This window comes from Pseudomonas sp. P135, from assembly GCF_020312125.1.
Taxonomy (GTDB): domain Bacteria; phylum Pseudomonadota; class Gammaproteobacteria; order Pseudomonadales; family Pseudomonadaceae; genus Aquipseudomonas; species Aquipseudomonas fragariae.
Map to the genome: position 1 here is coordinate 1 of NZ_JAGPYR010000002.1, position 24,051 is coordinate 24,051.

24 protein-coding genes, 1 pseudogene and 1 riboswitch are annotated in these 24,051 nt (G+C 61.9%); of the genes and pseudogenes, 19 read left to right on the forward strand and 6 right to left on the reverse strand.

Annotated features, from left to right (window positions below; translation table 11 throughout):
- Positions 1-520: 520 nt before the first annotated feature.
- The 3 genes from KBY08_RS02460 to purM are packed head-to-tail and all read right to left on the reverse strand — an operon-like array spanning position 521 to position 2,951.
- Entirely contained in the window at positions 521-1,234 is a 714-nt protein-coding gene (locus KBY08_RS02460; RefSeq protein ID WP_003369623.1) for a DUF3108 domain-containing protein, read from the reverse strand.
- 8 nt (positions 1,235-1,242) lie between these two features.
- A complete protein-coding gene (gene purN / locus KBY08_RS02465) occupies positions 1,243-1,893 on the reverse strand; it encodes a phosphoribosylglycinamide formyltransferase (RefSeq protein ID WP_011268589.1) in 651 nt (216 codons plus the stop codon).
- Positions 1,893-2,951: a phosphoribosylformylglycinamidine cyclo-ligase gene (gene purM, locus KBY08_RS02470; RefSeq protein WP_011268588.1), complete on the reverse strand. Its 1,059-nt coding sequence runs from the start codon at positions 2,949-2,951 to the stop codon at positions 1,893-1,895. The genes purN and purM overlap by 1 nt, the downstream gene beginning before the upstream one ends.
- A gap of 340 nt (positions 2,952-3,291) precedes the next feature.
- Between purM and KBY08_RS02475 the strand changes: the two genes are divergently transcribed.
- From KBY08_RS02475 to KBY08_RS02500, 6 genes are all read left to right on the forward strand, one after another.
- Positions 3,292-4,395 carry a DUF2066 domain-containing protein gene (locus KBY08_RS02475; protein WP_057457589.1) on the forward strand — a complete coding sequence of 368 codons (1,104 nt, stop codon included), beginning with the start codon at positions 3,292-3,294 and terminating at the stop codon, positions 4,393-4,395.
- Between the two features lie 39 nt (positions 4,396-4,434).
- The gene (locus tag KBY08_RS02480) at positions 4,435-5,508 is read left to right on the forward strand and encodes an AI-2E family transporter (protein WP_003404282.1); all 1,074 of its coding nucleotides are present in this window, start codon (positions 4,435-4,437) and stop codon (positions 5,506-5,508) included.
- A 216-nt stretch (positions 5,509-5,724) separates the two neighbouring features.
- On the forward strand, positions 5,725-6,429 hold the full coding sequence (gene hda, locus KBY08_RS02485; protein WP_003369632.1) for a DnaA regulatory inactivator Hda: 705 nt from the start codon (positions 5,725-5,727) through the stop codon (positions 6,427-6,429).
- Complete coding sequence (locus KBY08_RS02490) at positions 6,423-7,187, forward strand: NAD-dependent deacylase (RefSeq protein ID WP_024641811.1); 765 nt, start codon at positions 6,423-6,425, stop codon at positions 7,185-7,187. The genes hda and KBY08_RS02490 overlap by 7 nt, the downstream gene beginning before the upstream one ends.
- Before the next feature lie 75 nt (positions 7,188-7,262).
- Positions 7,263-7,991, forward strand: a complete 729-nt coding sequence (locus KBY08_RS02495) for a C40 family peptidase (protein WP_011268584.1) — start codon at positions 7,263-7,265, stop codon at positions 7,989-7,991.
- Between the two features lie 89 nt (positions 7,992-8,080).
- Positions 8,081-8,626: a C40 family peptidase gene (locus KBY08_RS02500; protein ID WP_003369637.1), complete on the forward strand. Its 546-nt coding sequence runs from the start codon at positions 8,081-8,083 to the stop codon at positions 8,624-8,626.
- A 328-nt stretch (positions 8,627-8,954) separates the two neighbouring features.
- Here KBY08_RS02500 and KBY08_RS02505 read toward each other — a convergent pair whose 3' ends face one another.
- Positions 8,955-10,283 (reverse strand): PQQ-dependent sugar dehydrogenase, encoded by a 1,329-nt coding sequence (locus KBY08_RS02505; RefSeq protein WP_011268583.1) that lies wholly within the window; start codon positions 10,281-10,283, stop codon positions 8,955-8,957.
- A gap of 119 nt (positions 10,284-10,402) precedes the next feature.
- Positions 10,403-10,617: riboswitch (cobalamin riboswitch) on the forward strand.
- A gap of 90 nt (positions 10,618-10,707) precedes the next feature.
- Between KBY08_RS02505 and cobO the strand changes: the two genes are divergently transcribed.
- From cobO to KBY08_RS02565, 13 genes and pseudogenes are all read left to right on the forward strand, one after another.
- Complete coding sequence (gene cobO / locus KBY08_RS02510; protein ID WP_003393737.1) at positions 10,708-11,319, forward strand: cob(I)yrinic acid a,c-diamide adenosyltransferase; 612 nt, start codon at positions 10,708-10,710, stop codon at positions 11,317-11,319.
- Between the two features lie 25 nt (positions 11,320-11,344).
- Positions 11,345-12,640 carry a cobyrinate a,c-diamide synthase gene (locus tag KBY08_RS02515; RefSeq protein WP_024659858.1) on the forward strand — a complete coding sequence of 432 codons (1,296 nt, stop codon included), beginning with the start codon at positions 11,345-11,347 and terminating at the stop codon, positions 12,638-12,640.
- The gene (bluB, locus tag KBY08_RS02520; protein WP_003404272.1) at positions 12,637-13,287 is read left to right on the forward strand and encodes a 5,6-dimethylbenzimidazole synthase; all 651 of its coding nucleotides are present in this window, start codon (positions 12,637-12,639) and stop codon (positions 13,285-13,287) included. Before KBY08_RS02515 ends, bluB begins: the two co-directional genes overlap by 4 nt.
- A complete protein-coding gene (gene cbiB, locus KBY08_RS02525) occupies positions 13,284-14,192 on the forward strand; it encodes an adenosylcobinamide-phosphate synthase CbiB (protein ID WP_111522427.1) in 909 nt (302 codons plus the stop codon). Before bluB ends, cbiB begins: the two co-directional genes overlap by 4 nt.
- On the forward strand, positions 14,185-15,189 hold the full coding sequence (gene cobD / locus KBY08_RS02530; protein ID WP_011268580.1) for a threonine-phosphate decarboxylase CobD: 1,005 nt from the start codon (positions 14,185-14,187) through the stop codon (positions 15,187-15,189). Before cbiB ends, cobD begins: the two co-directional genes overlap by 8 nt.
- Positions 15,186-16,646, forward strand: a complete 1,461-nt coding sequence (locus KBY08_RS02535) for a cobyric acid synthase (RefSeq protein WP_032653409.1) — start codon at positions 15,186-15,188, stop codon at positions 16,644-16,646. Before cobD ends, KBY08_RS02535 begins: the two co-directional genes overlap by 4 nt.
- Positions 16,647-17,168 (forward strand): bifunctional adenosylcobinamide kinase/adenosylcobinamide-phosphate guanylyltransferase, encoded by a 522-nt coding sequence (gene cobU / locus KBY08_RS02540; protein ID WP_003404268.1) that lies wholly within the window; start codon positions 16,647-16,649, stop codon positions 17,166-17,168.
- Positions 17,165-18,217: a nicotinate-nucleotide--dimethylbenzimidazole phosphoribosyltransferase gene (gene cobT, locus KBY08_RS02545; RefSeq protein ID WP_024659855.1), complete on the forward strand. Its 1,053-nt coding sequence runs from the start codon at positions 17,165-17,167 to the stop codon at positions 18,215-18,217. The genes cobU and cobT overlap by 4 nt, the downstream gene beginning before the upstream one ends.
- Positions 18,214-18,786, forward strand: coding sequence for an alpha-ribazole phosphatase family protein (cobC, locus tag KBY08_RS02550; protein WP_003404266.1), 573 nt, complete (start codon positions 18,214-18,216; stop codon positions 18,784-18,786). Before cobT ends, cobC begins: the two co-directional genes overlap by 4 nt.
- 1 nt (position 18,787) lies before the next feature.
- Positions 18,788-19,519, forward strand: coding sequence for an adenosylcobinamide-GDP ribazoletransferase (locus tag KBY08_RS02555; protein ID WP_024659854.1), 732 nt, complete (start codon positions 18,788-18,790; stop codon positions 19,517-19,519).
- Positions 19,520-19,617: 98 nt separating this feature from the next.
- Positions 19,618-20,826, forward strand: a complete 1,209-nt coding sequence (locus KBY08_RS02560; protein WP_024641142.1) for an MFS transporter — start codon at positions 19,618-19,620, stop codon at positions 20,824-20,826.
- On the forward strand, positions 20,823-20,945 hold the full coding sequence (locus tag KBY08_RS26375; protein WP_032611050.1) for a hypothetical protein: 123 nt from the start codon (positions 20,823-20,825) through the stop codon (positions 20,943-20,945). Before KBY08_RS02560 ends, KBY08_RS26375 begins: the two co-directional genes overlap by 4 nt.
- Positions 20,946-21,006: 61 nt before the next feature.
- Positions 21,007-21,558: pseudogene (locus tag KBY08_RS02565) on the forward strand (glutathione peroxidase).
- 291 nt (positions 21,559-21,849) lie between these two features.
- On the opposite strand, the gene KBY08_RS02570 reads toward KBY08_RS02565, so the two are convergent.
- Positions 21,850-23,133 carry an OmpP1/FadL family transporter gene (locus KBY08_RS02570; RefSeq protein ID WP_011268576.1) on the reverse strand — a complete coding sequence of 428 codons (1,284 nt, stop codon included), beginning with the start codon at positions 23,131-23,133 and terminating at the stop codon, positions 21,850-21,852.
- Between the two features lie 238 nt (positions 23,134-23,371).
- Complete coding sequence (locus tag KBY08_RS02575; RefSeq protein WP_002554588.1) at positions 23,372-23,590, reverse strand: hypothetical protein; 219 nt, start codon at positions 23,588-23,590, stop codon at positions 23,372-23,374.
- Positions 23,591-24,051: the final 461 nt, after the last annotated feature.

Sequence of the window (24,051 nt, forward strand, 5' to 3'; positions counted from 1 at the left end):
GCGAGTTTTGCCTGCTCTGTATATTTACCCATGACGCCTCCAAAGGTTGCATCCAACCTTCGGGGGTCACACCAGAGCGTGAGGAACGATCATCGCAACTATCGTGCGACGCTCTGCGTCGCATGCCGTTCTGGACGCTCCGCGTCCTCATTGACGACGCAGAGCGTCGAGACCTGCATTCCCACGCTGGAGCGTGAGGAACGATAACCTCAACTATCGTGCGACGCTCCGCGTCGCATGCCTTTCCGGACGCTCCGCGTCCTCTTGACGACGCAGAGCGTCGAGACCTGCATTCCCACGCTGGAGCGTGAGGAACGATCATCGCAACTATCGTGCGGTGCTCCGCGTCGCATGCTGTTCCGGACGCTCCGCGTCCTCTTGACGACGCAGAGCGTCGAGACCTGCATTCCCACGCCGGAGCGTGCGGAACGATGATCGTAACTATCGTGCGTCGCATGCCTTCAGCCAATAAAAAGCCCCGCTGAAAAGCGGGGCTCTGTGGTGCGGGCGGTCAGGGCAATCAGCTGCCTTTGACGGCCTTGCCGTTGACGGTGCCGTCCAGCAAGACGATGTTGTATTCCTTGCCGTCGGTTTCGACCTGTTGCAGGCGGACCAGCAGGTAATCCCAATCCTTGGCGAACCACAGCACGGTGGTGCGCTTGCTTTGCGTCGGGTCACGTACGCGCTCGACCTTGATCGCATCGACCTGGCCTGTCTTGGTGGTGACTTTTTCCGAACCCAGCACGCGGAAGTCGTAGGTGTCCACTTCATCACCGTCGACAACCTGATAGCTCATGCTCTTCTTGCCCTCAGCGATGTCATGTTGCAACGCCAGCTGATAGGTGGACTTGTCGAGAATGCCACGGTTGAGCGGCAGCTTGATCGCATCGCCACGGTCGGTGCCGGTGACGAACTTGGTGTTCCAGTCGAACGCCAGATCGACCTTCTTGGATTTGCCCAGGCCGCTGCGCTCGAAGTTGTAGGTCTGTGGCAGCAGGGTGTCCTTGTCGACCTTCAGCGTGCTGACTTCAGTCAGGCTGGCGATCATCATCGAGGCCTTGAAGCTCAGGGTCCAGGTGCCATTTGCGCCGGCTTCCAGGCTGCGTTCAGCCGTGCCGCTCATGGGCAGTTGTTTCCAGTCGGCGGTGTAGCTGGCGGAGAAGGGTTGAAGGTCTGCGGCCTGTACGGCAGGCAATGCGAGCAGAGCGAAAGCGAAGAGCAGAGCGCGACGCATAGTATCTCCTAATGTCGAATCAGATGGCCGCTGGCCGGGAGTAACTGGCTATCGAGTAACGCACCTTGTTCACCAAGGCTCAGTCGGCCTTCGGCAAACCAGCGAATGGCCAGTGGGTAAATACGGTGCTCTTGAACATGGACCCGTTGCGCGAGCGTTGCGGGCGTGTCGTGCAACTGTACCGAAATAACTGCCTGTACGACCAGTGGGCCGCCATCGAGTTCCTCGGTAACGAAATGCACGCTGCAGCCATGCTCGGCGTCGCCGGCCTCCAGCGCACGCTTGTGCGTGTGCAAGCCTTTGTAGCGCGGCAGCAGGGAAGGGTGGATATTCAGCAGACGGCCATGATAGTGGCGAACGAACCCTGCGCTGAGAATGCGCATGAACCCGGCCAGTACCACCAACTGTGGCTGAAAGGCGTCGATCCGTTCGATCAGCGCTGCATCGAAGGCCTCACGGCCGTCGTACGCGGTGTGATCCAGTACGCAGGTTTCGATGCCTGCGTCCTGGGCGCGTTGCAGGCCGAACGCATCTGCGCGGTTGGATATCACCGCGCGGATGCGGACGGGGCTGGCCCCGTCCTTGAAGCTGTCGATCATCGCTTGCAGGTTGCCGCCGGTGCCGGACAGCAGCACCACGACTTCGCAGATGGCTGGCATCAATGCGCCTTGAGGTTTTTCAGCTCTACTTGTGCGGCGCCTTCGGCAGCGCTGGCGATCTGGCCGATCACCCAAGGCTGCTCGCCTGCGTCACGCAGTACTTTCAGGGCCGCTTCGACGTGCTCCTGAGCGACGCAGATGACCATGCCAACGCCGCAGTTCAGCACGCGATGCATCTCGTTTTCCGCAACGTTGCCTTGCTGCTGCAGCCAGTCGAACACAGCCGGACGCTGCCAGCTGGCGACGTCGACCACAGCCTGAGCGCCTTGCGGCAGTACGCGTGGGATGTTGTCAAGCAGGCCGCCACCGGTGATGTGGGCCATGGCCTTGACCGCGCCGGTTTCCTTGATCAGCTTGAGCAGCGGCTTCACGTAGATGCGGGTCGGTGCCATCAGCAGTTCGGTCAGCGGTTTGCCGTCCAGCTGGATGTTTTCGATATCGGCACCTGCCACCTCGATGATCTTGCGGATCAGCGAGTAGCCGTTGGAGTGCGGGCCGGACGATGGCAGGGCGAGCAGGGCATCACCGGCAGCGACTTTCGAGCCGTCGATGATCTCGGCCTTTTCCACCACGCCGACGCAGAAGCCTGCCAGGTCGTAGTCTTCGCCTTCGTACATGCCCGGCATTTCAGCGGTTTCACCACCCACCAGCGAGCAACCGGCCAGTTCGCAGCCGGCGCCGATGCCGGTGACGACCTGAGCAGCGGTGTCGACGTTGAGCTTGCCGGTGGCGTAGTAATCGAGGAAGAACAGCGGTTCTGCACCACAGACCACCAGGTCATTGACGCACATGGCGACCAGATCGATGCCGATGGTGTCGTGCTTGTTCAGGTTCAGCGCCAGACGCAGCTTGGTGCCCACGCCGTCAGTGCCGGAAACCAGAACCGGTTGCTTGTAGCCGGCCGGGATTTCGCAGAGGGCGCCGAAGCCTCCCAGGCCGCCCATGACTTCCGGACGCTTGGTGCGCTTGGCGACGCTCTTGATGCGTTCGACCAATGCTTCACCGGCGTCGATGTCTACACCGGCGTCTTTATAGCTCAGGGAGGGTTGCTTGCTCATAGAAAATCCAGGCCTTTAGGGGGGATTCGGAGGTATCGACCGCTGCGTTAGGGCCCGTTCAGCACCGCGCTGTCATGCGGTGGTAATGTTGGGGCCATGGCGATTGCCGGTCTGCGAAGGCGCGCGATTTTATCAGGCTTGCTCATCAGGGGCCATCCTTGCGCCGACAACAGGGCGGTGTTGCACCAAATAAACTCAACCCGGCGGCCTGTGAGTGCGAGCCTGGACGTTTAGGGTGTACTTTATGCGCGAACTGAATGATGGGTGGCTCACGTCTGTCCCAGACTTGCATACCTGCTGAAACAGCTTCTTTTCACTTTTTTCCGTTCGGGAACTGTCCATGCGTTTTTCCAGAATTCTTCTAATCGGCTGTCTGTCCCTGATCAGCCTTCCCAGCCTTGCCGAAACGGTCAGCAACCTTTATCAGGTTCGCGAACCGGTCAATGGCCAGTCGCCCGATGAGCGCACGCGGGCCACGCAGGCCGCCGTCGACACCCTGGCGCTGCGCCTGACCGGCGACGCCAAGGCCGTGCAGGGTTCGGCCATCGCCGCGCTGCGCAAGGACCCGCAGCAGATCATCAGCCAGTACGGTTACGAGGCCGGACCGCCGGAGACCCTGCTGGTCGACTTCGATCCGGCAACCACCGAACGCGCGTTGCGCGATGCGGGTCTGTCGATCTGGGGCAGCAATCGTCCGTCGATTCTCGGCTGGTGGCTGAATGATTCGGTGGAAGGCTCGAATCTGGTCGGCGACGGTCAGGCCGCCGCCGAACCCTTGCGCCAGGCCGCTCAGCACCGCGGACTGCCGCTGCGTCTGCCGCTGGCTGATTTGAGCGAGCAGGGCATCGGTAATGCGAAGACCCTGGAGGGCACTGACCCTGCACCGCTCAAGGAAGCCTCCGAGCGCTATGGCGCCGACGCGATACTGGCTGTGCATGCTAAGGAAGATGGCGGTCAGTGGCAGGGCAAATGGCGCTTGTGGCTGGGTGATCAGCGTGAACAGGGCAGCGCGACCGGTGCCAGCTCCGAGGCGCTGGCCGATGCGGTGCTGCTGTCGGTAAGCGAGCGTCTGGCGCCGCGCTTCGTTGCCAAGCCCGGTGCGTCGACCGGCATGCTGATCCAGGTTCAGGGCATGACGCTTGAGCGCTATGCGCAACTGCTTCAGTTACTCGAACCGTTCGGCGTGCGTCTGAGTTCTGTCGAAGGCGACAAAGTGGTGTTTGAGGTCAGCGGCAGCACCGATCAGCTACGCTCGCAGTTGTCGCTGGCCAAACTGCAGGAAGTGCCCGCAGCCGAAGCAGCCGCTACCGCAACGCCGCCTGCTGCGCCTGTCGATGCGACTGCGCCGGTTGCGCCAGCCAATGGAGCCGCTGCTGTTCCGGCACCTGCGCCCGCACCGATGATTGTTCCGGCGTCCGCGCCACAACTTTATTTCCGCTGGTAACCCGGCAAGAACGCTTTTCCATTGGCTTGAGGGATGTTGATGACTGATATGCGGCGTTGGTTCTGGATCGGCGGCCTGGCCTTGCTGGTCGCATTCGTGGTGCTGTTGCACCCGATCCTCACTCCTTTTCTGGTGGCGCTGCTACTGGCCTATATGGGCGATCCGCTGGTGGATCGCCTGGAGCGCGCCGGACTGTCCAGAACCCTGAGCGTCGTAGTCGTGTTCGGGCTGTTCACGCTGGTGCTGATGGCGTTACTGCTGATTCTGGTGCCGATGCTGGCCAAGCAGTTATTCCGGCTCTACGAGCTGGCGCCGCAGATTCTCGACTGGCTGCAACACGCGGCGTTGCCGTGGGTCCAGGCCAAGTTCGGGCTGGCAGACGGGTTCTGGAAGTTCGACAAGATCAAGGCCGCCATCTCCGAGCATATGGGCCAGGCCGGGGACATCGTCTCTATCGTGCTGTCCCAGGCGACGGCTTCCAGCCTGGCGCTGATCGGCTGGCTGACCAACCTGGTACTGATTCCCGTGGTGTGTTTCTACCTGCTGCGTGACTGGGACATCATGACCGGCAAGATCCGCGGCCTGCTGCCGCGTCAGCGTGAAGCGCAAATCGTCAAGCTGGCGGGCGAGTGCCATGAAGTATTGGGCGCGTTCATACGCGGTCAGTTGCTGGTGATGGTCGGCCTTGGCGTGATCTACGCGGCCGGTCTGATGCTGGTCGGACTGGAGCTGGGCCTGCTGATCGGCGTCATTGCCGGTCTGGCGGCCATCGTGCCTTATATGGGGTTCGTGATCGGTATCGGTTCTGCGCTGGTGGCAGGGCTGTTCCAGTTTGGCGGTGACCTGTACCCGATGATGGGGATCGTGGCGGTGTTCATGATCGGTCAGGCCCTCGAAGGGATGGTGCTGACGCCCTTGCTGGTCGGTGATCGCATCGGCCTGCACCCGGTCGCGGTCATTTTCGCGATTCTGGCGGGTGGCGAGCTGTTCGGTTTTACCGGCATTCTGCTGGCCCTGCCGGTGGCGGCGGTGATCATGGTGCTGGTGCGGCACATGCATGATCTGTACAAGGACTCGGAAATCTACGCAGGCGCGGAAGATCCGGAGCTGTAAGGTCGACGCAAGCCTCTTCGCCGCCCGGTGAAGAGGCTCATGCCTTGAGGGTATGCGCCCCTTCAAACGCCCCGTACTGGGCGGCGCTTCACTCACCCTGACGCAAACCTTTGATTTTGCTTGAGGTCTGTCGCATTGTGCGACCAGCGTCACGGGTATAAACTTTGCGCTCTTTACACAGAGGCCCTTGACGGTTTGCATGAGCCGTTAGTCAGCATGAAACCGATTCAGCTGCCCCTGAGTGTGCGTCTGCGTGATGACGCCACTTTCGTCAATTACTATCCAGGCGCCAACGCCGCTGCACTCGGCTATGTCGAGCGGCTGTGCGAAGCCGACGCTGGCTGGACCGAAAGCCTCATCTATCTGTGGGGCAAGGACGGGGTAGGGCGCACGCACCTGCTGCAGGCTGCCTGCCTGCGTTTCGAACAGTTGGGCGAGCCTGCGGTGTATCTGCCGCTGGCCGAAGTCATAGATGAAGGCATCGAGCTGTTCGATCATCTGGAGCAGTACGAACTGGTGTGTCTGGACGACCTGCAGGCGATCGTCGGCAAGCCGGACTGGGAAGAAGCGCTGTTTCATCTGTTCAATCGCCTGCGTGACAGCGGCCGTCGTCTGCTGATTGCCGCGTCCAAATCGCCCCGCGAACTGCCGGTAAAGCTTCCCGACCTGAAATCGCGCCTGACCATGGCGCTGGTGTTCCAGATGCGCGGGCTGTCCGACGAGGACAAGCTGCGTGCCCTGCAACTGCGTGCTTCACGGCGCGGCCTGCACCTGACCGACGATGTCGGGCATTTCATCCTGACGCGTGGTACACGCAGCATGAGCGCGTTGTTCGAATTGCTCGAGCGCCTCGATCAGGCGTCACTCCAGGAAAAGCGCAAGCTGACCATTCCCTTCCTTAAAGAGACCCTCGGGTGGTAGATCAGGCGCTGTTGATGCAGACGGCGGCTGCCTTGCGCCATGCAAAACGGATTCTGGTGATCACCGGGGCGGGGCTGTCTGCCGATTCGGGGCTGCCGACCTATCGAGGTGTAGGCGGGCTCTACAATGGCAAGACCGACGATGGCCTGCCTATCGAAATGGCCCTGTCCGGGCCCATGCTGCGTCGTGATCCTGAGCTGTGCTGGAAATACATCGCCGAACTGGGCAAGGCGTGCCTGGGTGGCGAGCCGAATGTCGCGCATTACGCCATCGCCCAGTTGCAGCGCATCAAACCCGAGTGCTGGGTACTGACCCAGAACGTCGACGGTTACCATCGCGCGGCAGGCAGTCCGCCGGAGCGCCTGATCGAAATTCACGGGCAACTCTCGCCACTGTTTTGCCAATCCTGCGGTGCTGAGGATTCGCAATTGAGTGAGCACTTGCAGCGTCCTTTGCCCCCCTTATGCCCGGCATGTAGTGGCATTTTGCGACCGTCCGTCGTTCTTTTTCAGGAAATGCTTCCCGAAAAAGCGCTGGAAACACTGCATGAACAGCTGGCTAAAGGCTATGACGCAGTGTTGAGTATCGGCACCACCGCAAGCTTCCCCTACATTCACGAACCGGTCATTCGCACCAGAGTTTCCGGGGGTTTTACCGCAGAAATCAATCCGCAGCCGACGGATCACAGCGCGCAGATGGACGTCTTTTTGCCGTACCGCGCGGCACATGTCATGGCAGAACTCATAAGTCACATCTAGTTCGATTGAATTTGCAAATCACCTTCATAAAAGGCATAGTCTCGCCATCTTAACTAGTCAGCCACGGTTGTGCCCATGCAAGTTGTTCGCTTCGCACCCCTCGTGCCTCTCGCACTCGTTACATTTCTCTTCGGTTGCTCGGCCAATATGCCGGTCGCACAGCAGGAACAGGCCCAGCCAGTTCCACGCTATCAGAGCGCAATCAATGCCAATGCCCAGTCCGCAGCCCGTCGCGCCGACGCGGCAGTCCTGCAGGACGAGCTCGCTACCGAAGACGAACTGTCCCAGTTCGCTGATAACAAGTCTTACCAACTGCCGGCCCTGGCCGACAGCATCCTGGAGCGTGGCAAGTCGCTGATCGGCACCCGCTACAAGTTCGGCGGCACGTCGACTTCTTCGGGTTTCGATTGCAGCGGCTTCATCGGTTATCTGTTTCGCGAAGAGGCCGGCATGAGCCTGCCACGTTCCACGCGTGAAATGATCAACGTCAACGCACCTCTGGTAGCGCGCAACAAGCTTCAGCCGGGTGATGTGCTGTTCTTCAGTACTCGCGGTCGTGGTCAGGTCAGCCACGCAGCGATTTACGCCGGTAATCGGCAGTTCATCCACTCCAGCAGTCGCCGCAGCGGCGGTGTGCGCATCGACAGCCTCGATGACGCCTACTGGAGCAAGACCTTCATCGAGGCCAAGCGGCCTCTGGCGATGGCCCCGGGTACTGTTGCAGTAAAATCGACACCTGAAGTCACGCAGACAACGGCGATGACTTCGACTACAGTCAAGACCGCGCCCAAGCGGCGTAAATAAATAGAACGCGCAGCACAAGACCTTCGGGTCTTTATGCGTTTTTGAGCTTCTCGGCAGCGTAAGCCGCATCCGGATAGGTTGTTGTGGTTATGTCGATTGCGTTGCGCCTGTTAGTCATCTCTGTTGCTGCGTTGCTAGGTGCCTGCGCCAGCGCGCCGCCTCCGCCCAAAGCGCCCCGGATCGTTCAGCGTCCGGTGGTCACTGCACCTCCCCAGATTCTTTCTCCGGCTGCCGAAGACGTGCTGTTTCGTGCGTTGGGGCTGGTTGGCACGCCTTATCGCTGGGGCGGCAACACGCCTGACTCCGGTTTCGATTGCAGCGGTCTTATAGGCTATGTCTATCGTGATGCGGCGGGCATTTCCCTGCCGCGTTCCACACGCGAGATGATCGTGATGGGCGCACCGAATATTCGTCGCGAGCAATTGCAGTCAGGTGATCTGGTGTTCTTCGCCACATCGGGCGGTTCTCAGGTGTCCCACGCCGGGATCTATGTCGGCGAAGGCCGCTTCGTGCATGCGCCGGCCACCGGCGGCACGGTCAAGCTCGACAGCCTCGACAAGCCTTACTGGCAGAGAGCCTATCTCAACGCCAAACGCGTGATTCAGCCGTCCAGCCTGGCGCAGAATCGGCCTTAAGCGCTTCGCGCTGATTGCTCTGCGCGCACTCAAGAGCGTCCAGAACTGCATGCCCACGCCCACGCGGAGCGCTCAACGTTACTTTAGATTCTGGCCGTAGGCCGTAGGAGCGAACTTGTTCGCGAAAGGGCCGGTATGATCGCCGAAAATGCATCTTCTGAAACACCGCCTTCGCGAACAAGTTCGCTCCTACGCCCTTCGGGCAGAACCCTGAAAGGCACGTATTCCGGGCTCTCCAGGACTTGTGTGTAACGCCGAGTGCTGGAGCGTAGGGAACGATGATCTCAACTATCGTGCAACGCTCTGCGTCAAACCTCTACGCTCGGCGTTACTGAGCAGCCTTGGCGGATGTCACGCGCCAGATCTTGTTGCCGACATCGTCGGCCACCAGCAATCCGCCGCGCTGGTCATTGACCACGCCAACCGGGCGACCCATGGCTTTTTCATCCTTGTTGAGGAAGCCGGTCAACACATCGACCGGGGTGCCGTTGGGTTTGCCGCCGCTGAATGGAATGAACACCACTTTGTAGCCGCTGTGCGGTTTGCGGTTCCAGGAGCCGTGCTGGCCAATGAACAAGCCTTCGTTGAACGGTGCAGCCAGTGTCTTGCCGTCGGCGAACACCAGGCCCAGCGAAGCGGTGTGCGGACCGACTGCGTAATCCGGGGCAATCGCCTTGGCGACCAGTGCCGGGTTCTGCGGCTTGACGCGCTCGTCGACGTGCTGGCCGTAGTAGCTGTAAGGCCAGCCGTAGAATGCGCCGTCCTGCACCGAGGTCACGTAGTCAGGCACCAGATCGCTGCCGATCTCGTCGCGCTCGTTGACCGCCGTCCACAGTTTGCCGGTCTTCGGTTCCCAATCCATGCCGTTGGGGTTGCGCAGGCCGGACGCGAAGATCCGGTGGTTACCGGTAGCCGCGTCCACTTCCCAGATCGCCGCACGACCTTCTTCCTTGTCCATGCCGTTCTCGGCCACGTTACTGTTGGAGCCCACGGTCACGTACAGCTTACTGCCATCCTTGCTGGCGATGACATTCTTGGTCCAGTGGTGATTGAGCGTGCCACCCGGCAGGTCGACGACCTTGGTCGCTTGCGCGCTGATCGAGGTCTGCCCGGATTCATACGGGAAGCTGATCAGGCGGTCAGTGTCGGCGACATACAGCTTATTGCCCACCAGGGTCATGCCGAACGGCGAATTGAGGTTTTGCAGGAAAACCGTGCGGGTCTCTGCCACACCGTCCTTGTCCACGTCACGCAGCAAAGTGATGCGGTTGGCGCTGGGCACACCGGCACCGGCGCGGCCCATGACTTTTTCCATCACCCAGCCGCGAATGCCTTTGGAATCATCCGGTTTGGCGGGCGAATTGGTTTCTGCTACCAGCACGTCACCGTTGGGCAGCACATACAGCCAGCGCGGGTGGTCGAGGTTCTCGGCGAACGCAGCCACTTGTGTGCCCGGCGCGGCGACCGGCCTGGCGCCTTTTTCCCAGCCTACGGCAGGGGCGATGTTGACGGTCGGAATCAGCGTCTTGTTGGGCTCCGGCAGCTTGGGCGAGGGGCCTGTTCCATCCGAGACTTGCAGGCTCGACGACTCGCCGCAGGCAGCGAGGCCGCCGGCGACCAGCAGCAACACTGCGTAGTGGGGTCTGAGTTTGAACATTGTCGATCTCCATTAACAAGGGCGTGGTCCAGTAACTGATAGAGGCGCCGCCAACCCGCTAGGTTCAATCACGTTCCGCAGCGACGGTGTCGATTGACGCTCCCGGTCCAACCCTCTACCCTTCGCGGTTTGTTTCAGGTGCTCTGCAATCCTCGATTGGCAGAGTGAAACAGGGAAGCCGGTGTGGGTCGACAGATCCGATCCCGGCGCTGCCCCCGCAACGGTAAATGAGTCAAGGCTGTGCCTGACGCCACTGTGTTTCGACATGGGAAGGCGCGCAGCCGGGGTGACCCGCTCATGAGCCCGGAGACCGGCCTGAATCACTCAATGACATCACGGAGGGTGATGTTCTGTGCAGGGCGTTGCCGTGCTGTCCAGTGCTGTCCTTCCGTCTGTTGTCGCCTGCCCCGAGCGGAGAGCCCAGATGAACGAATCCCCCGAACGCGACGAACGCCATCTGGCGCGCATGCAGCGCAAGAAAGCCTTCATGGACCAGCGTATTGCCAGCTCGCCCAACGAGTGCGGCCTGCTGCTGGTGTTGACCGGCAATGGCAAGGGCAAGAGCAGCTCGGCGTTCGGTATGCTCGCCCGGGCCATGGGCCACGACATGCAGTGTGGTGTGGTGCAGTTCATCAAGGGCCGCAACAGCACGGGCGAAGAAATGTTTTTCCGCCGTTTCCCCGAGCAGGTGCGCTATCACGTGATGGGCGAAGGCTTCACCTGGGAAACCCAGGATCGCCAGCGTGACATCGCGGCCGCTGAGGCCGCCTGGGCCGTGTCTCAGGAAATGCTTCGCGATCCGGCCATTGGTCTGGTGGTGCTCGACGAACTGAACATCGCCCTCAAACATGGCTACCTCGACCTCGAACAGGTGCTGAGCGATCTGCAGGCACGTCCGCCGATGCAGCACGTATTGGTGACTGGCCGCGGTGCCAAGGCCGAATTGATCGACCTGGCCGATACCGTTTCCGAGATCGGCGTGGTCAAGCACGCGTTTCAGGCCGGTATTCGTGCGCAGAAAGGTATCGAGCTGTGAACCCTTCATCATTGAGCGCATTGCAATGAGAGCCCCGCGTGATTGCCCGGCGGTACTGATCGCTGCGCCTGCCTCCGGGCAAGGCAAAACCACGGTGACCGCTGCACTGGCACGCCTGCACCGCAACCAGGGGCGCAAGGTCCGGGTGTTCAAGTGCGGCCCGGACTTTCTCGACCCGATGATTCTCGAGCGGGCCAGTGGCGCGCCGGTCTATCAACTCGACATGTGGATGGTCGGTGCCGATGAAAGCCGTCGCCTGTTGTGGGAAGCGGCTGACGAGGCCGACCTGATTCTGATCGAAGGGGTCATGGGCCTGTTCGATGGCACGCCGTCGAGCGCCGACCTGGCCCGGCATTTTGGCGTGCCGGTACTCGGTGTGATCGACGGCACGGCCATGGCGCAGACGTTTGGCGCACTGGCGCTGGGCCTGGCGCGCTATCAGCCTGATCTGCCGTTCGCCGGCGTGCTGGCCAATCGCGTCGGCACGGTACGCCATGCGCAGTTGCTGGAGAACAGCCTGACCGAAGGCCTGCGCTGGTACGGCGCCCTGTCCCGGGAGGTCGGCTTCGAATTGCCCAGCCGCCATCTGGGGCTGGTCCAGGCCAGTGAGCTCAATGATCTGGACGTGCGTCTGGACATGGCGGCTGCGGCGCTGGCCAGCACCTGCGAAGTGGCCTTGCCGCCGGCCGTGACCTTTACTGCGCCCGACCCGGTGCAGGTCGAGCCGCTGCTGCGCGGCATCCGCATCGCCATCGCGCGCGACGAAGCCTTTGCCTTTCTGTATGGCGCGAGCCTGGACCTGCTGAGGAACATGGGCGCCGAACTGAGCTTCTTCTCGCCGATCCATGATCGCGAGCTGCCCGACGCCGACAGCCTGTACCTGCCAGGCGGCTACCCGGAGCTGCACCACGTCGCGCTGGCCGCCAATGGCACGATGCAGGCTTCGATCAGGGCTCACCATATTGCCGGCAAGCCGATTCTCGCCGAGTGCGGCGGCATGCTCTATTTGCTCGAAGCCTTGACCGATGTCGAGGGCGTGCGCGCCGAACTGGTCGGCTTGCTGTCCGGTGAAGCGGTCATGCAGAAGCGTCTGGCCGCGCTGGCCTTGCAAGCCGTCGAGCTGCCCGAGGGCACGCTGCACGGTCACACTTATCACCATTCGCTGACCAGCACCGAGCTGCAGCCGATTGCGCGTGGCGTCAGCCCCAATGGCGGGCGCGGCGCAGAAGCGGTCTATCGCCTGGGTCGCCTGACCGCGTCCTACGTGCATTTCTATTTTCCTTCCTGCCCTCAGGCGATCGCGGCGCTGTTCAAACCATGACCGAGCAAGCGTTCAGCCCCGAAGAGCGGGCTGCGGTGTACCGCGCCATCGCCGAACGTCGCGACATGCGCCACTTCATCGGCGGCACGGTCGCGCCCGAGCTGCTGGCACGTGTGCTGGAGGCCGCGCATCAGGCCCCCAGCGTCGGGCTGATGCAACCGTGGCGCTTCATCCGCATCAGCGACCCGCTATTGCGCGGCAGGATGCAGGCGCAGGTAGAGCAAGAGCGTATCCGGACCGCCGAGGCGCTGGGTGAGCGCACCGACGAATTCATGAAGCTCAAGGTCGAAGGCATCAACGACTGTGCAGAAGTGCTGGTCGCCGCGCTGATGGAAGGGCGTGAGCAACACATTTTCGGCCGGCGCACCTTGCCGGAAATGGACATGGCTTCGCTGTCCTGCGCGATCCAGAACCTGTGGCTGGCCTCGCGTGCAGAAGGCCTGGGCATGGGCTGGGTGTCGCTGTTCGACCCCGAGGCGCTGGCCGAACTGCTGGGCATGCCTGACGGCGCCAAGCCGTTGGCGATCATTTGCCTGGGCCCGGTCAAGGAATTTTATCCCGCGCCAATGCTGGTGATGGAAGGCTGGGCGCAGGCGCGTCCGCTGCATGAGTTGCTGTACGAGAATCAATGGGGAGTGAGTCAATGAGTGTGGCGCTGCTGAGCGTCGCCGGAGTCGCGCTGGATGCGCTGCTCGGTGAGCCGAAACGATGGCATCCGCTGGTGGCGTTCGGCAACTTCGCCAGTCGGGTCGAGCAGCGTTTCAACAGTGGCGGCCGTGGCTGGCGCAGTCACGGCGTTACCGCCTGGGTCATCACTGTTGTGCCGCTGACGTTGCTGGCCACGCTGCTGAGCTGGTTGCCTGGCGTGGGCTGGCTGCTCGAGATTCTGGCGCTGTATTGCGCGCTGGGCATGCGCAGCCTGGGCGAGCACGTTCAGCCGGTGGCGCAAGCGCTGCGCAGTGATGATCTGATCGAAGCACGTCAGCGCGTCGGTTATCTGGTCAGTCGCCAGACCACTGAGCTGGACGCTACCGAAGTCGCCCGCGCAGCCACCGAGTCGGTGCTGGAGAACGGCAGCGATGCGGTGTTCGCTGCGCTGTTCTGGTTCATGGTGGCCGGTGCGCCCGGCGTGGTGCTGTACCGGCTGAGCAATACGCTGGACGCCATGTGGGGCTATCGCAACGAGCGCTTTGAGCGTTTTGGCTGGGCTGCGGCGAAGATCGACGATCTGCTCAACTATATTCCCGCACGTCTTGTGGCATTGACTTACGCCTTGCTGGGCAAGACCCGACTGGCGCTGCGTTGCTGGCGCACACAGGCTCCGGCCTGGGACAGTCCGAATGCCGGTCCGGTGATGGCCGCTGGCGCAGGCGCGCTGGGTGTCGAGCTGGGTGGCGCGGCGATCTATCACGGCGAGCTGCATCAGCGTCCGCAACTGGGCGAGGGTGCGCCTGCCGATGCGGACTCGATCGATCGCGGCTGGCAACTGGTGCAGCGCGGCGTGTGGTTATGGCTGCTGGTCATCTGCGTGGCGGCTGAATTTTATGCTTGAGCACGGCGGGCGGTTGCGCGCGGCGGCGCAGCATTACGGTATTCATCTGGCCGACTGGCTGGACCTGTCCACCGGGATCGCACCCTGGTCGTGGCCCATCCCGGAGATCCCGACGCGTGCCTGGGCGCGGTTGCCCGAGACCGACGATGGTCTGGAAGCGGCGGCCTGCACTTATTACGGCGTGACCCGGTTATTGCCGGTGTCCGGTTCGCAGGCTGCGATTCAGGCGCTGCCGCGGGTGCGCAGCGGAGGGCGGGTCGGCGTTCTGTCGCCCTGCTACGCAGAGCACGCGCATGCCTGGCGCAAGAACGGTTTCGTGGTGCGTGAGGTAGGTGAGCAGGAGGTCGAATACTTCCTCGACAGCCTGGACGTGCTGGTGGTGGTCAACCCCAACAACCCGACCGGCCTGCACCTGAGCGCCGAGCGCCTGCTGGAGTGGCATGCGCGACTGGCCGAGCGCGGTGGCTGGCTGGTCGTCGATGAAGCGTTCATGGATAACACGCCGGGCGTGAGCCTGGCGGCCGAGACGTGGCGCACCGGGCTGATCGTCCTGCGTTCGTTTGGCAAGTTTTTCGGCCTGGCCGGCGTCCGGCTCGGTTTTGTCATGGCCGAACCGGTGTTGTTGAGGATGCTGGCGCAGGAAATCGGCCCCTGGTCGGTCAGTGGGCCAACCCGGATCATCGGTCAGGTGTGCCTCAGCGATCAGCAGGGGCAGGCGCGTCAGCGTGAGCGCTGTGAGCAGGCCCGCGACCGGCTGGTGGCGCTGCTCGACCAGTACGCCCTGACCCCGCAAGGCGGCTGTGCGCTGTTTCAATGGCTGGTGACCCCTGAAGCGCAGACGCTCTATGAGTTTTGTGCGCTGCGTGGCGTGCTGCTGCGCCTGTTCAAGGGTGATTCCCCCGAGTCGTCCAGTCTGCGTTTTGGCCTGCCCTGCGACGAGGCCGACTGGCTGCGGCTGCACGATGTTCTGCTTGAATACCGCAAGGAATACCCATGAGCACGCTGATGGTACAAGGCACCACCTCCGATGCCGGCAAAAGCACCCTGGTGACGGCCCTGTGCCGCTGGCTGACCCGCCAGGGCGTCAAGGTCGTGCCGTTCAAGCCGCAGAACATGGCGCTCAACAGCGCGGTGACCGCAGACGGCGGCGAGATCGGCCGCGCACAGGCCGTGCAGGCGCAGGCGTGCTACCTCGAACCGCACACCGACATGAACCCGGTGCTGCTCAAGCCCAACAGTGACACCGGCGCGCAGGTGATCATTCACGGCCGCGCCGTGACCACCATGAACGCGGTGGCGTATCACGGCTATAAAGAGATCGCCATGCAGGCGGTGCTGGAATCGCATCGGCGCCTGGGTGAAAGCTATCCGGTGATCGTGGTCGAGGGCGCGGGCTCTCCGGCCGAGATCAACCTGCGCGCCAACGATATCGCCAACATGGGTTTTGCCGAGGCGGTCGACTGCCCGGTGCTGCTGATTGCCGACATCAATCGTGGCGGGGTGTTCGCCCATCTGGTCGGCACGCTCGAGTTGCTGTCGCCCAGCGAGCAGGCGCGGGTCAAGGGTTTCATCATCAACCGTTTTCGTGGCGACATCGCCTTGTTGCAGCCGGGCCTGGACTGGCTGGAAGCACGCACCGGCAAGCCGGTGGTTGGCGTGCTGCCCTATGTGATGGATCTGCACCTGGAGGCCGAAGACGGCCTGGACCAGCGTCAGGCCGACAAGGTCGAGCATGTGCTGAACGTGGTGGTCCCGGTGCTGCCTCGCATCAGTAATCACACCGACTTCGACCCGTTGCGCCTGCACCCTCAGGTCAATCTGCAATTCATCGGCCCCGGCAAGGCGATTCCTCCTGCGGACCTGATCATTCTGCCCGGCTCCAAGAGCGTGCGCAGCGATCTGAACTACCTGCGCAACAATGGCTGGGACACCGCCATCGCTCGGCATTTGCGTTACGGCGGCAAGCTGATGGGCATCTGCGGCGGCCTGCAAATGCTCGGTGAGCAGGTACACGATCCACTCGGGCTGGAAGGCGCAGCCGGGTCCAGTGCCGGGTTCGGCTTGCTGGCCATGAGCACGGTGCTGGAAGCGGAAAAGCAACTGCGCAATGTGCGCGGTCGTCTGACCCTGGAAGATGCCGAGGTCAGCGGTTACGAAATTCATGCCGGCGTAACGACAGGGCCGGCGCTGGAGCAGGCTGCCGTGCAACTGGACGATGGGCGTTGCGATGGCGCGCAGAGTGCCGACGGGCAGGTGCTGGGGACTTACCTGCACGGCCTGTTCGAATCACCTGCTGCGTGTAGCGCGTTGCTGCGCTGGGCGGGGTTGGCGAACGTGCAGTCCGTCGATTATCACGCCCTGCGCGAGCGTGACATCGAACGTCTGGCGGACCTGGTGGAAAAGCATCTGGACGGCCCATTGCTTCGCGAACTGTGTGGCCTGGAGGCGAACTGAATGCTGCAATTGATCCTCGGCGGCGCGCGTTCCGGCAAGAGTCGCCTGGCGGAAAAACTGGCCGCCGACAGTGCGCTGAAGGTGACCTACATCGCTACCAGTCAGCCGCTGGACGGCGAAATGAATCAGCGTGTTGCCAGCCATCGCGCACGCCGTCCCGAGCACTGGGGATTGGTCGAAGAACCGATCGAGCTGGCGCGGGTGCTGCGCGAAAAGGCGGCGCCCGATTGCTGCCTGCTGGTCGATTGCCTGACTCTCTGGCTGACCAATCTGCTGATGCTCGACAACCCCGAGCGCTTGCTTCAAGAACGTGAATCCCTGCTCGACAGCCTCGCCGGGCTGCCGGGTGAAATCATTTTTGTCAGCAACGAAACCGGGCTTGGCGTCGTGCCGCTCGGCGAACTGACCCGTCGCTATGTCGATGAAGCCGGCCTGTTGCATCAGGCGCTGGCCGAGCGTTGCCAGCGTGTCGTGTTGACCGTTGCCGGCTTGCCCCTGACGTTGAAAGGAACCGCGCTATGAGTAATTCCTGGTGGCTCAAGCCTGCACAGGCTATTGATGTGCCGATGCGCGAGGCGGCACTGGCCCGTCAGCAGCAACTGACCAAACCCGCCGGATCACTGGCGCAACTGGAGCGCCTGGCGGTGCAACTGGCCGGTCTGCAGGGACGTGAGCGTCCGGCCGTCGATCAACTGTGGATCGCGATTTTTGCCGCTGATCATGGGGTCGTCGCAGAGGGCGTGTCGGCGTACCCACAGGAAGTCACCGGGCAGATGCTGCACAACTTCGTCAATGGCGGCGCCGCGATCAGCGTGCTGGCGCGTCAGCTCTCCGCACAACTGGACGTGGTCGATCTGGGCACCGTGTCGCCAATGGACCTGCCCGGGGTGCGCCATCTGCGCATTGGCGCGGGCACCGCCAATTTTGTACAGGGGCCGGCCATGAGTGTCGAGCAGGGACTCGCCGCCCTGCAGGCCGGGCGTGACAGCGTATTGCGCGCCAAGGCTGTCGGCACTGAACTGTTCATCGGTGGCGAGATGGGCATCGGCAACACCACAGCCGCCAGCGCAGTCGCCTGCTCGCTGCTGGAGTGCGCCGCGCCATTGCTGGTCGGGCCGGGCACCGGGCTGAACGCCGAGGGTATTCAGCACAAGACGCGCGTCATTGAGCGCGCACTGGCCTTGCACGCCGAGCAGGCCGGTGACCCGTTAAACAGCCTGTTCTGCCTGGGCGGCTTCGAAATCGCCGCACTGGCCGGTGCGTACCTGGCCTGCGCGCAGGAAGGAATTGCGGTACTGGTCGACGGTTTCATTTGCAGCGTGGCCGCGCTGGTGGCGGTACGCCTGAACCCTTCCTGCCGCAACTGGCTGCTGTTCGGTCATCGGGGCGCCGAACCGGGCCATCGGCATCTGCTGGAAACGCTGCAGGCCGAACCGTTGCTGGACCTCGGTTTGCGTCTGGGCGAGGGCAGTGGTGCCGCACTGGCAGTACCGCTGGTGCGCCTGGCGTGCGAGCTGCACAACGGCATGGCGACATTTGCCGAAGCGGCTGTGGCGGACCGCCCCGCATGACCTTGCACCTGGACTTGTTGCGTCACGGCGAAACCGAACGGGGCGGCGGCCTGCGCGGCAGCATCGACGACGCCCTGACCGAGCCTGGCTGGCAGCAGATGCGTGCGGCAGTGGCCGGTGGCGGACCGTGGACGCGGATTGTCAGCTCGCCGCTGCAACGTTGCGCACGTTTCTCCGAAGAGCTGGCGCAGCGCTTGTCGTTGCCCCTGCACCTGGAGCCCGGCTTGCAGGAGCTGCATTTCGGCGACTGGGAAGGGCACAGCCCTGCGCAACTCATGGAAACCGATGCTGAGGGCCTGGGTCTGTTCTGGGCGGATCCTTATGCCTTCACACCTCCCAATGGCGAGCCGGTAGTGGATTTCTCGAACCGGGTATTGAGTGCCGTTGAGCGTCTGCATCAGGCTTATGCCGGTGAGCGCGTGTTGCTGGTCAGTCATGGCGGTGTCATGCGCCTGCTGTTGGCGCAGGCGCGTGGCCTGCCGCGTGAGCAACTGTTGCAGGTGGTGGTCGGGCATGGCGCGCTGTTGTCGATTCAGGTCGCTGCTGATCGCGTACTCACGGAGGTCTGAGATGCTGCCGTTCTGGATCGCCCTGCAATTTCTCGGCAGCCTGCCGATCAGACTGCCTGGCATGCCGCGCCCTGAAGAGCTGGGGCGTTCCTTGCTGTTTTACCCGTTGGTGGGGGCGGTGTTCGGCACGCTGCTGCTGGGCTTCAACACGCTGCTCAGTGGTGCGCCGCTGATGCTGCACGCCGCGCTGGTACTCACTGCCTGGGTGTTGCTCAGCGGCGGCCTGCATCTGGACGGTCTGGCCGACAGTGCTGACGCCTGGCTGGGCGGCTTCGGTGACCGTGAACGCACCTTGAAGATCATGAAAGACCCACGCAGCGGGCCTATCGCCGTGGTCACGCTGGTCCTGGTGCTGCTGCTCAAGTTTGCTGCGATTCTGGCGCTGATCGAGAGCCATGCCAGCGTCTGGCTGCTGTTGGCACCGGTGATCGGGCGCGCGGCCATGCTTGGGCTGTTTCTGGGGACGCCGTATGTGCGTTCCGGCGGGCTGGGGCAGGCGTTGGCCGATCACCTGCCGCGCGGCCCTGGACGCAAGGTTTTGCTCGCCACCGCCATTGCGTGCGTGCTGCTCGCCGGCTGGTCGGGGGTAGCCGTATTGCTGGTCTGCGCCGTCTGTTTCTTCTGGCTGCGGCAACTGATGATGCGCCGTCTGGGCGGATGCACCGGTGATACAGCCGGGGCATTGCTCGAGCTGCTGGAGTTGGCGGTGCTGCTGACGCTGGCGCTGCTTTGAGACCCTGCGCAACGCTTTGTTGACAGCTTTTACCGGCAGCGCGTAGCTTCGCCAATCGCGGGTAAAACCATGTAACACACAGCGCAGGGAGCTCAACCATGACATCGATCTGGCGTACCAGTGGCTGGGTTCTGCTGGGGAGTGCGCTGATTCTTGCGCTTTCGTTGGGTACGCGGCACGGCTTCGGTCTGTTTCTGGCGCCCATGAGCGCCGAGTTTGGCTGGGGACGCGAAGTCTTTGCCTTTGCCATCGCTCTGCAGAATCTGATGTGGGGCCTGGCACAGCCCTTCGCCGGGGCGCTGGCAGATCGATTCGGGGCGGCGAAAGTCGTCTTCGTCGGCGGTGTGCTGTATGCCGCAGGTCTGTTGTGCATGAGTACCGCCGATTCTTCCCTCAGCCTTTCATTGAGCGCCGGTCTGCTGATCGGTATCGGTCTGTCCGGCACATCGTTTTCGGTCATCCTGGGGGTCGTGGGGCGTGCGCTGCCTGCGGAAAAACGCAGTATGGGCATGGGTATCGCCAGCGCAGCCGGCTCATTCGGTCAGTTCGCCATGCTGCCCGGTACATTGGGCCTGATCAGCTGGCTGGGCTGGTCCGGCGCCTTGCTGGTGCTGGGCGTGATGGCGGCGTTGATCCTGCCTCTGGTGGGCATGCTCAAGGATGCGCCGAGCGTATCCACCGGCGTCGAGCTGACCCTCGGCGAGGCGCTGCGTGAAGCGTGCTCGCATTCGGGGTTCTGGCTGCTGGCACTGGGGTTCTTCGTCTGCGGCTTTCAAGTGGTATTCATTGGCGTGCACTTACCGGCGTATCTGGTGGATCAGCACCTGCCCGCCAAGGTCGGCACTACAGTGCTGGCCCTGATCGGCCTGTTCAATATCTTCGGCACCTACACCGCAGGCTGGCTGGGCGGGCGCATGTCCAAGCCCCGGCTGCTGACCGTGCTTTACCTGTTGCGCGCGGTAGTAATCGTATTGTTTCTGTGGATACCCTTGAGCCAGACCACGGCGTATCTGTTCGGCGTGGCGATGGGCTTGCTGTGGCTGTCCACCGTGCCGCTGACCAACGGTACGGTCGCGACACTGTTCGGTGTGCGCAACCTGTCGATGCTGGGCGGCATTGTCTTTTTGTTTCACCAGTTAGGCGCCTTCCTCGGTGGCTGGCTGGGCGGGCTGGTATATGACCGTACCGGCAGCTACGACCTGATCTGGCAAGTCTCGATACTCCTGAGTCTGCTCGCTGCGGCACTCAACTGGCCGGTGCGCGAGCGCCCGGTGGCACGCTTGCAGGCGCAGGGCAGTCTGGCATGAGTCGGCGCTGGCCGTTGCTGGCGGCGCTGCTGGTGGGCGCGGTGGTGCTGGGATTGCTCTTGTGGGCCTGGCAGCATGTCGGGCTGGCCGCATTGCAACTGGGAATGGGCGCTTGCTAGGCAGACGCTCCGGCATGCGGTAGCGTGTCGGCAGAAGACAACAATATCCAGGGCCGCCATGATGAAACTTCGCTTTTTTTCGATCCCTCTTTTGCTGCTGGCCATGAGCGGTGCTGCCATGGCTGCCGACTGCCCGCCGTTGCTGCAAGGCGAGTTGCCCAAGCTGCGCGCCAAGGAAAACATCGACCTGTGCAAGCGCTTCGCCGGCAAGCCGCTGGTGGTGGTCAATACTGCCAGTTTCTGCGGCTTCGCCCCGCAGTTCAAAGGCCTTGAAGCGCTGAGTTAGCGCTACAAGGGGCAGGGGCTGGAGGTGTTGGGCGTGCCGTCCAATGACTTCAAACAGGAAGCCAAGGATGGTGAGGAGACCGCCAAGGTCTGTTACGTCAACTATGGCGTGACTTTCACCATGACCGAGCCGCAGGCCGTGCGCGGCGACGATGCGACCCATTTGTTCAAGGTGCTGGCCGAGCAGAGCAGTGCGCCGCGCTGGAACTTTTACAAGTACGTGGTCGATCGTCAGGGCAAGGTCATCGCCAACTTTTCCAGCATGACCAAGCCGGATGATCCGGAGCTGATCGCAGCCATTGAGAAGGCGATTGCGTCTAAGCCTTAGGGGGCAAAAAAGGGCGGCTTGAGTCTTGTCTGAATCGACCTGGCATCGCAGAACCCTTGTGTGACGCAGAGCGCCACATAGAGGACGCAGAGCGTCCAGAACTGCATGCCGACGCGGAGCATCGGCACGATAGTCAATCAATGGCGCGGAGCATTGGCACGATAGTCAGCTAATGACGCGGAGTATCTGCACGCTAGTCAATCAATGCAGGTCTGAGAGCTCAAGGCGCCCAATTAAAAAGCCCGCAACCATTACGGGTTGCGGGCTTTTTTTCAGCCTGGCAGTTGCTTATCAGAAGCGATAGGTAACCGAAGTGCCCAGGCCGTGAGCGGTGTTACGGTAGTCGGCGCTGTACGAACCTTTGGTCGCGCTGGAATCGCGGATCTTGGTTTCGTCTTCACGCAGGTACGAGTACGCCACGTCGATGGTCAGGTCGTCGGTCGGGCTCCAGCCTGCACCGAAGCTGATGATCTTGCGATCGCCGGTCGGGATGCGTGGGGAGCGGTTGACGTTGTTGGTCGGCGACTGATCAACGGAGAAACCGGTGCGCAGCGTCCACTCTTTATTGACCTTGTACGAGGCGCCGATGGCGTGCGCCCAGGTGTCGTGCCAGTTCTGCTCTTCAGTAATGGTGCCGATTGGGCCGGCAGAACCGCCCAGTAAGGCAGGGACGCCATCGTTGTTGACGGTGATGTCTTGCAGGCGGCTCCAGCGAGTCCAGGTGCTGCCGGCATAGACCGTCCAGTTTTCGTCGATCTGCTGGGTGATGGAGAAGTCCACGGACTCGGGTGTGGAGATATCCAGCGAAGCGTCATACTTCTGGCCGCCGAAAGGACCGAAACCCGAACCTTCGATCTTGGTCTTGCCCTTGAGCTTGTAATCGACCTTGGAGTGGTAAGTCAGGCCCAGGCGAGTGGTGTCGGTAGCCTGCACCAAAATACCGGCATTGAAGCCGATTGCGGTGTCATCGCCTTCGATCTTCACTTTGCCGTCGTTACGGCCCGGTGTTGCGGCGTTCAATGTTGCCGAGGTCAGTTCACCGTCGATACGGTTGATCGTCGGGCCGAAACCGATGGACACCTTGTCGTTGAATGCATAGCTGACGGTCGGCTGGAAGGTCACGACCTGGACGTGACTCTTGTCACCCCAGTAGCGGCCAGCGAAGCCTTTTTCGTAATCGGTGACCAGGCCGAACGGTACGTACACGCCCAGACCAAATGCCCAGTGATCATCGATTGGTTTGACGTAATAGCCCATGGGTACGCCGACCACCGGAACCATATCGCCGTCGTTGCTGCCGCCAAATGTGCCACGACCATTGTCGATATCGGTCTTGGCGATCACGGCAGCTGCACCGACGCTGATTTGTTCGCGTTTGATGCGGGACATACCGGCAGGGTTGCCGAATACGGTGCTTGCGTCATCGGCTGACGAGGAGCGACCTGCAAAGCCGGTGCCCATGCCGCTGATGCTTTGTTCGTTGAGGGCAAAGCCGGCAGCGAGCAGTTGAGAAGAAGCCAGACCCAGTGCGAGTCCAAGCGTTGTCCGGTTCAGTGCTTTTGTCATTATTTTCATTATTAGAACTCCTTGTTGTTCACCGCTCGAAAATTACCAACATTTTCGATGGCGCGCTATAGGCTGAGGAGCCCGATTTAGAGCTATTCTTGTAGGACAATCCCGCCGCAGGAGTAGGACCTGCGAATTAGCGCAGGCCCAGAGCCTTATCCTTGCGTAATGCCGCCGTTATAAAGCGCGCATAAAAAAGCCCCGCCTTTGCAGTGCGGGGCTTTCGGCTTGCGGTGCAGCGTTTTCGTCAGGCGATGAGGGCCTGACGGGTACGCTCGATCACGGCCTGCAGCGGTTCGGCGCTGGCGTACTGATCGGGGTACAGGCGTTCGCTGTGGCGGGCGATGCCGTGTTCATTGACGATGGTGAAACTGAAGCAGCCTTTGCGAGCGGCCATGATCAGGCAGTTCATCGGGGCAAAAGCGTTGGTCAATGTGTGAATTGCATGTTGAGTCTGAGTATTCATATTCAAGGTGTTTCCTGAAGCAACACGGAACAATACCGTGCAAAAATAAAGATTCCAGTAAACGCGGGCCGACATTTGATACAAAAGCCTGGCTGGGCGGAGAACCTGACTGGAACAAAGACAGGCAGTTGAAGCGCGCTTTATCGTATGGCGCTCTGGCTGACCGGTAGGTACTTAGGAGGGCAGGCAACACAACAGGAGCAAAGGTTCTACGCTCCGGGTGAAGATCCTGATCAATTGCAGGCTGGTTGAAGCAGAGCATGAGAGCCATGACTGCACTGTCACCCCAAATGGTGAATCAGCGCGAAAGGTTCATGTCTGGAAACCATCGAGGTGGTCGATCCCTTGTTGCCAACATTCTCGTCGCATGGAGGAGTGTCTGTCGGGGGACTTGTCGACCGGAATTGATTTTCAGCTTGGTACTAACGGCGGCGATATTACTCGCCCCATCAGAACATTGC

Coding starts and splice junctions, on each gene's coding strand:
- KBY08_RS02480 (WP_003404282.1), top strand. CDS start 4,435: ATGACTGATATGCGGCGTTGGTTCTGGATCGGCGGCCTGGCCTTGCTG.
- KBY08_RS02495 (WP_011268584.1), top strand. CDS start 7,263: ATGCAAGTTGTTCGCTTCGCACCCCTCGTGCCTCTCGCACTCGTTACA.
- KBY08_RS02575 (WP_002554588.1), bottom strand. CDS start 23,590: ATGAATACTCAGACTCAACATGCAATTCACACATTGACCAACGCTTTT.
- purM (WP_011268588.1), bottom strand. CDS start 2,951: ATGAGCAAGCAACCCTCCCTGAGCTATAAAGACGCCGGTGTAGACATC.
- KBY08_RS02555 (WP_024659854.1), top strand. CDS start 18,788: ATGCTGCCGTTCTGGATCGCCCTGCAATTTCTCGGCAGCCTGCCGATC.
- KBY08_RS26375 (WP_032611050.1), top strand. CDS start 20,823: ATGAGTCGGCGCTGGCCGTTGCTGGCGGCGCTGCTGGTGGGCGCGGTG.
- KBY08_RS02505 (WP_011268583.1), bottom strand. CDS start 10,283: ATGTTCAAACTCAGACCCCACTACGCAGTGTTGCTGCTGGTCGCCGGC.
- KBY08_RS02475 (WP_057457589.1), top strand. CDS start 3,292: ATGCGTTTTTCCAGAATTCTTCTAATCGGCTGTCTGTCCCTGATCAGC.
- KBY08_RS02515 (WP_024659858.1), top strand. CDS start 11,345: ATGAGAGCCCCGCGTGATTGCCCGGCGGTACTGATCGCTGCGCCTGCC.
- purN (WP_011268589.1), bottom strand. CDS start 1,893: ATGCCAGCCATCTGCGAAGTCGTGGTGCTGCTGTCCGGCACCGGCGGC.
- cbiB (WP_111522427.1), top strand. CDS start 13,284: ATGAGTGTGGCGCTGCTGAGCGTCGCCGGAGTCGCGCTGGATGCGCTG.
- cobO (WP_003393737.1), top strand. CDS start 10,708: ATGAACGAATCCCCCGAACGCGACGAACGCCATCTGGCGCGCATGCAG.
- KBY08_RS02570 (WP_011268576.1), bottom strand. CDS start 23,133: ATGAAAATAATGACAAAAGCACTGAACCGGACAACGCTTGGACTCGCA.
- cobD (WP_011268580.1), top strand. CDS start 14,185: ATGCTTGAGCACGGCGGGCGGTTGCGCGCGGCGGCGCAGCATTACGGT.
- KBY08_RS02560 (WP_024641142.1), top strand. CDS start 19,618: ATGACATCGATCTGGCGTACCAGTGGCTGGGTTCTGCTGGGGAGTGCG.
- KBY08_RS02500 (WP_003369637.1), top strand. CDS start 8,081: ATGTCGATTGCGTTGCGCCTGTTAGTCATCTCTGTTGCTGCGTTGCTA.
- KBY08_RS02535 (WP_032653409.1), top strand. CDS start 15,186: ATGAGCACGCTGATGGTACAAGGCACCACCTCCGATGCCGGCAAAAGC.
- cobC (WP_003404266.1), top strand. CDS start 18,214: ATGACCTTGCACCTGGACTTGTTGCGTCACGGCGAAACCGAACGGGGC.
- cobT (WP_024659855.1), top strand. CDS start 17,165: ATGAGTAATTCCTGGTGGCTCAAGCCTGCACAGGCTATTGATGTGCCG.
- cobU (WP_003404268.1), top strand. CDS start 16,647: ATGCTGCAATTGATCCTCGGCGGCGCGCGTTCCGGCAAGAGTCGCCTG.
- hda (WP_003369632.1), top strand. CDS start 5,725: ATGAAACCGATTCAGCTGCCCCTGAGTGTGCGTCTGCGTGATGACGCC.
- KBY08_RS02460 (WP_003369623.1), bottom strand. CDS start 1,234: ATGCGTCGCGCTCTGCTCTTCGCTTTCGCTCTGCTCGCATTGCCTGCC.
- bluB (WP_003404272.1), top strand. CDS start 12,637: ATGACCGAGCAAGCGTTCAGCCCCGAAGAGCGGGCTGCGGTGTACCGC.